The 5403-nt window shown below is 48.5% G+C and carries 2 protein-coding genes; both read left to right on the forward strand.

Features of this window, described 5'->3' with window-relative positions; translation table 11 throughout:
* The first annotated feature begins 202 nt into the window (after positions 1-202).
* Positions 203-4294 (forward strand): exo-alpha-sialidase, encoded by a 4092-nt coding sequence (locus ACLUYS_RS09210; protein WP_412659674.1) that lies wholly within the window; start codon positions 203-205, stop codon positions 4292-4294.
* A gap of 328 nt (positions 4295-4622) precedes the next feature.
* The gene (locus ACLUYS_RS09215; RefSeq protein ID WP_230268425.1) at positions 4623-5030 is read left to right on the forward strand and encodes an RrF2 family transcriptional regulator; all 408 of its coding nucleotides are present in this window, start codon (positions 4623-4625) and stop codon (positions 5028-5030) included.
* Positions 5031-5403 lie beyond the last annotated feature (373 nt).

Consider the following 5403-nt stretch of genomic DNA (forward strand, 5'->3'; position numbering starts at 1 on the left):
AGCGTATCTAATATTCAGTCTCGCGTATACCCGTCGATTGTTTGACACTTACCTTCAAAAAGTTTATCCTATCTTTATACCTATCATTTCGGCTGGATCATCGGGCACTTCTGACCGAAATGGGACAGTTCTGTTTCTTCTCAACGATTAGGGCAAGTCTGAAGGAGGGGGCAGAACCGGATATCAAAGGAAAGGAAACTTCATGAAAAAACGAATCTGTTCCGTCCTTCTGGCTGCAGCACTCGCCATACCTTCCGTAATGCCGTCCTACACACTCACGGCATTCGCGCAAGAGCAGAACGAAACTGCGCCGCAGGCAGATACAACTCTGCTGTACAGCCATGACGATCTGGTCACACTCAATAACGGGGACAATCCTCTTACCGTCACGGATGTTGCGGAACTCGCGAAATTTGCTGCACTCGAAAGCTTCACCTTTGAAACGAGCTTTACCTGCACCAATGCGCTTTCTACCGTGTTCTTTATCGGCAATTCTTCCCAGAACTCGCACTATATGAACGTCTTTGTGACGAATGGCGGTACCGTGGGCATCGAAACCCTGACAGCCAGCGGTCAGAAACCAGTCGATACAAGAGTGGCACTCACGAACACAAGCTTTGGTGAAGAACATCTCCTTGCGGTTTCGTTCGATGCAAAATCGACGGTGAAATTTTATATCGACGGAAAACTGGTTCATTCCGCGAATGTAACTGCGAACGCGGTTAAGGATGTTCTCAGCGGTGTCGACTACGTTGGATTTGGCAAGGGAAATCGCGCAAGCGGAGGAAACAACTATCCGATGAGCGGAACGCTGAAAAATATCCGCGTTTACTCGGATGCAAGATCCGGAGAGCAGATCATTCAGGATCAGCTTGGAAACCTCGCAACTACTGCCTATTCCGGCGGTTCTGTCTATGATGCGAACGCTGCCAGAAAGACGGATACGAGCACGGAAAGTATTGATTCCCTTAAGGATATGACCGAAGGCACCTGGGCGGTACGCTTCCGCATGGACGGATCCAAAACGAATGGACTGAGCTATCTGGCTTCCTTCTCTCAGGGAAGCGTCCGGGATAATTTTGTCTCTCTGTACCTTCACTACTACAACAATGAATGGCGTGCCGGAATTGATGCACCAGGCAAGAATATCGGCGCATATAAAGTCATTCCTGACACAATCAACGTAACGGATCAGCACTGGCACGATCTGATCGCAGTTCGCTCCGGAAATAACTGGACATTCTATCTTGATGGACAGTCTCTGGGAACGGCATCCAGCACAGATGCAGGCTGGTTTAATAAGATCACTGCCCCCGATACGATTTCGTACGGTTTCTGCAAGAGATCTCAGGCAGACATCATGAACCCGTTTGGCGGATCGATTGAAAGCATAAAGGTTTATCCGGGAGTTCTGAACGCAATAGAAGCTCAGCTCGCTTCAGAAAGTCTTTCCCTTTCTGGGCAGACTACCGTTAAGGACGGCTATCTGTCCGATAAGACAACACTGTTTGAAGTCGGCTATGACAAATCTGCAGCTTATCGTATTCCTTCGCTGATTACGACCGACAAGGGTACCGTGATCGCGGGTATTGATAAACGAAACGACGGCTTTGCCGACCAGGGAAATATCGACCTGGCCATTCGTCGTAAAGAAAGCGGCAGTACGAAATTTGATGATCCGATTATTATCAGCGACCTGCTTAAAAAGCAGGGCGGAAAATCCGCAGTTATGATCGACTCTCTGATGATGCAGGATCTCGACGAAGATTCGCCGCACAAAGGACGCATCCATCTGCTGGTCGACATGTTTACCCAGTCCAACGCAGCGATGGAATCTGGAAACCAGGAAAACGGCGACCAGTATCTTCATATTGGAAACAACGCTTACAGAGCGGTTTATAAAGACGGGGAATCACAGCCCTACGCAGTCGTTGAAGAAGACGGCTACGGTATCGTCTATACGACTACCGGAAGCGGCGATTCCATTCAGCTCGGTACAAAGACGGACTACACCGTAACGCTTCATGGACCGCAGCCGTTTACAACGCTTGGAAACCTGTACAAAAACGGAGAATACGCCGGCAATATCTTCATGAACGAAGACGGCCCAGACAAGGGCGAACTGCATATGAAGAAACATATGAGCATCTGGCATTTCTATTCCGATGATGACGGCAAGACCTGGTCTGAACCGCAGAACATTACGCCAATGGCCAAGGAATCCTGGATGACATTCTTCGGAACCGGCCCCGGCCGCGGTCTGCAGCTGACGAATGGCCGTCTGGTAGCACCAATCTATACCGCAACGAAAAATAACTTTGGCGGTTCGCAGTATTCCGCCACAATCGTATCGGATGACTTTGGCGAAACCTGGAAGCTGAAAAATTCTCCAGTACAGGACGTATGGGGATATGACCGTTCTCAGGGTAACGGAAACATCTTAACCGAAGCCCAGTGCGTTCAGCTTAAGAACAGCGACGTGCTGATGTTCATGCGGGCTACCGGAGGCAAAGTGAAAGTGGCCCGTTCCACAGACAACTGCGAAAGCTGGGAATCGATCGAAGATACTCCGATCGCCAACGTATACTGCCAGCTTTCTGCCATCAGCTATACCGGTAAAGACGGCAAGGAACGCGTAATGATCGCTACACCGGCCGGACCTGCCCGTACGCATGGCGTAGTCACCGTCGGCGAAGTTCAGGAAGACGGTTCGATCGATTGGCAGATCGATAAAGCCAAACTAATGGAGCCCACGGGTTACGCTTATTCCTGCCTGACCGAAATCGCTCCGGCAGAAGATGGAACCAAGCGCTTTGCGAACTTCTATGAGCTGAATAACGATCCAATCGTTATGACCTATGTGGAATTCGATGAAAATTATCTGTATTCCGACGAAGAAGCGATCGAAAACAAGGCACCGGAACTGACCTTCACTTCTGCGAAGATGGTCGATGGAAAACTCGTTGTCGAAGCTTCGGCGGATCAGACCGTATTTGCGGCAGGCGATGTGAAACTGCAGGTCAGCTGCGAAGACGAAACTGCAGAACTTGCCCTCAAGTCGGGAAGCGGTTCGACTTCTCTCGTTTTTGAAGGCAATATCCCATCTGACTGGACGTATGCGAGCGCCGATTCTCTCAAAGAAGGCGCTGAACTGAGCAACGTATACGGTAAAGCCGCAGTGATGACAAAGCAGGATCTGATCGACTTTACGGTTGTTCATCCGGCTTCTATCGTCGCATACACCTCACAGTTCTCTGACTCCACAGCGGAAAATGCCGATGGTGCAGCTGTAAACATTATTGACGGCAATGAGAAAACGTACTGGCATTCTCACTACAACAATTCACAGGTTATGCCGCAGGTGATTACCTTTGATATGGGCAAGGAAGTTACCGTCGTTCAGATGAACTTCCTGAACCGCCAGACGAGCACCAATGCCATCTGTAAAGACTTCCTTCTGGAAAGCAGTACAGATGGACAAAACTGGACGGAAGTTCTGGATTCGACAATGCCGAATACGCAGAAATGGATTCATGTTGCTCTTCCGGAAACCACAGCACGTTACTTCCGCTTCTCGGAAAAGAACAACTACAGCAGCAATCTCTGGGCTACCATCGCTGAGCTCTCCTTTAATACGCCAAGCGGAATCGACACACGGGCTGGAGACTTCAGTGCCCTGTCCAATCTCGTAGGCAGAGTCAAGGGCATGGAAGACGGTATGACAAAGGCTTCCTGGGACAACACCAAAGTCGTTCTGGAAAAAGCGGAAGCCATGATCACTGCAAACAACGCCAGCCAGAGCGAAATCGATGCGACTCTGCAGGATCTGCGTGACGTATCCCGTCAGCTCACCACCAAGTCCTTCCTCCAGAAGGAAATCGACCGCTTCAATGACCTCAATGCATCCGACTACACGGCTGCTTCCTGGAAGAACTATACCGATATCCGTACGGAAACGATGAATACGATCGATCAGATCGAAACGCCGATTGATATGGATCGCAAGCTGATGAAACTGGCCAATGCGCGTCTGGATCTGGAAGCCTACGTTCCGGTAACTGTGGATAAGTCTCAGCTGCAGACTGCATTCAACAAAGCCTATGCTCTGGACTTCACACAGTTCGAGGATGGATATAAAGCTCTCGAAGATAAGAAGGCCGAATATCAGGCCCTTCTGAATTCGGATGAAGCGACACAGGAAGAAGTAAACGCCAAAGCGAAAGAGATCAACAATGAGCTGCTGGCTCTTCGCCTGAAACCAAATTCCGAAAAGCTTTCCGGCATCAAAAAATAAGGATCAAGGCTTGAGATAAATCCGTTTCCAAATCCATATGGAACGGTAAGATTTTTCAAAAGCAGTAAGGCTGCTGCCTGTCGACGGATTCTATTCCGTTCACCGGCAGCAGCCTTTTTGTATGGAATCCGATTCGAAGGAATCGGATTCCGTCCCGATGAGAAAAAGAGAAAGAAGAATTTCCAACGTCTGTTTTTAAACTTCACATAGTGGCTAATTTATGTAACCTGCACAATGAATCTGAAACCGCCGGCCGCTATAATGTATTAATAAAAAGGGAATGATTAGTTCATTTCGAAATCTGCGATCAGGAAAGGAAGTGACCTGTATGATTTCTACCCGTGGACGCTATGCCCTGCGCGTTATGCTTGAACTGGCGAAAGGCGATCCGGATCAATGGATTTCCTTAGACTCCATTGCTCAGACACAGCACATGTCGAAGAAATATCTGGAAAGCATTATTCGTTCGCTCGCAGCGGATGGATATGTTCAGGGACTGCGAGGAAAAGGCGGCGGCTATCGCCTTCTGAGGAAACCAGAAGATATTCGCCTGAGCGAAATTCTTCGCAGTGCTGAGGGAAGTCTGGAATCGGTAGCCTGTCTGCGGAATCCCGATTATGTCTGTGATCGAAAAGCGGAATGTGAAACGCTGCCGCTGTGGATCCGCTTCGACGGTATGGTGAACGACTTTTTTGACGGACTGACGCTCCAGGATCTGGTCGATGGAAACATCTGATTGCGCAGGTCCTGATCCCGAACGAGCCGTGAAGAAGGGCAATAAGTTGACATTCTTTTTCGAATGACCTAAGCTTAGGAAGCTGTGTTTCTGGAAAGCCGAAAATAAACAGCGGCAGAAAGAAATAAGCCGACTATACGTGAAATTGGTTAAAAAATTCACAAATAATGCTTGCATCGCTTGGATGCCCGTGTTATTATAGTTGAGCGCTGAGGGAAATTGCTTCTCTCAGTCATCAAATCACCTTTAGATATCGAAAAATGACTTAAGTGAAATCCTTAAAGAGATTCACAAATAGCTGTTGACAGAGATTTCTGATGATGATATGATAAACAAGCCTTGTGAGAGACATCGAGTTTTTCACAAACAGATG

The organism is Allobaculum sp. (assembly GCF_047010065.1).
Lineage (GTDB): Bacteria > Bacillota_I > Bacilli_A > Erysipelotrichales > Erysipelotrichaceae > Allobaculum > Allobaculum fili.

Coding starts and splice junctions, on each gene's coding strand:
- ACLUYS_RS09210 (WP_412659674.1), top strand. CDS start 203: ATGAAAAAACGAATCTGTTCCGTCCTTCTGGCTGCAGCACTCGCCATA.
- ACLUYS_RS09215 (WP_230268425.1), top strand. CDS start 4,623: ATGATTTCTACCCGTGGACGCTATGCCCTGCGCGTTATGCTTGAACTG.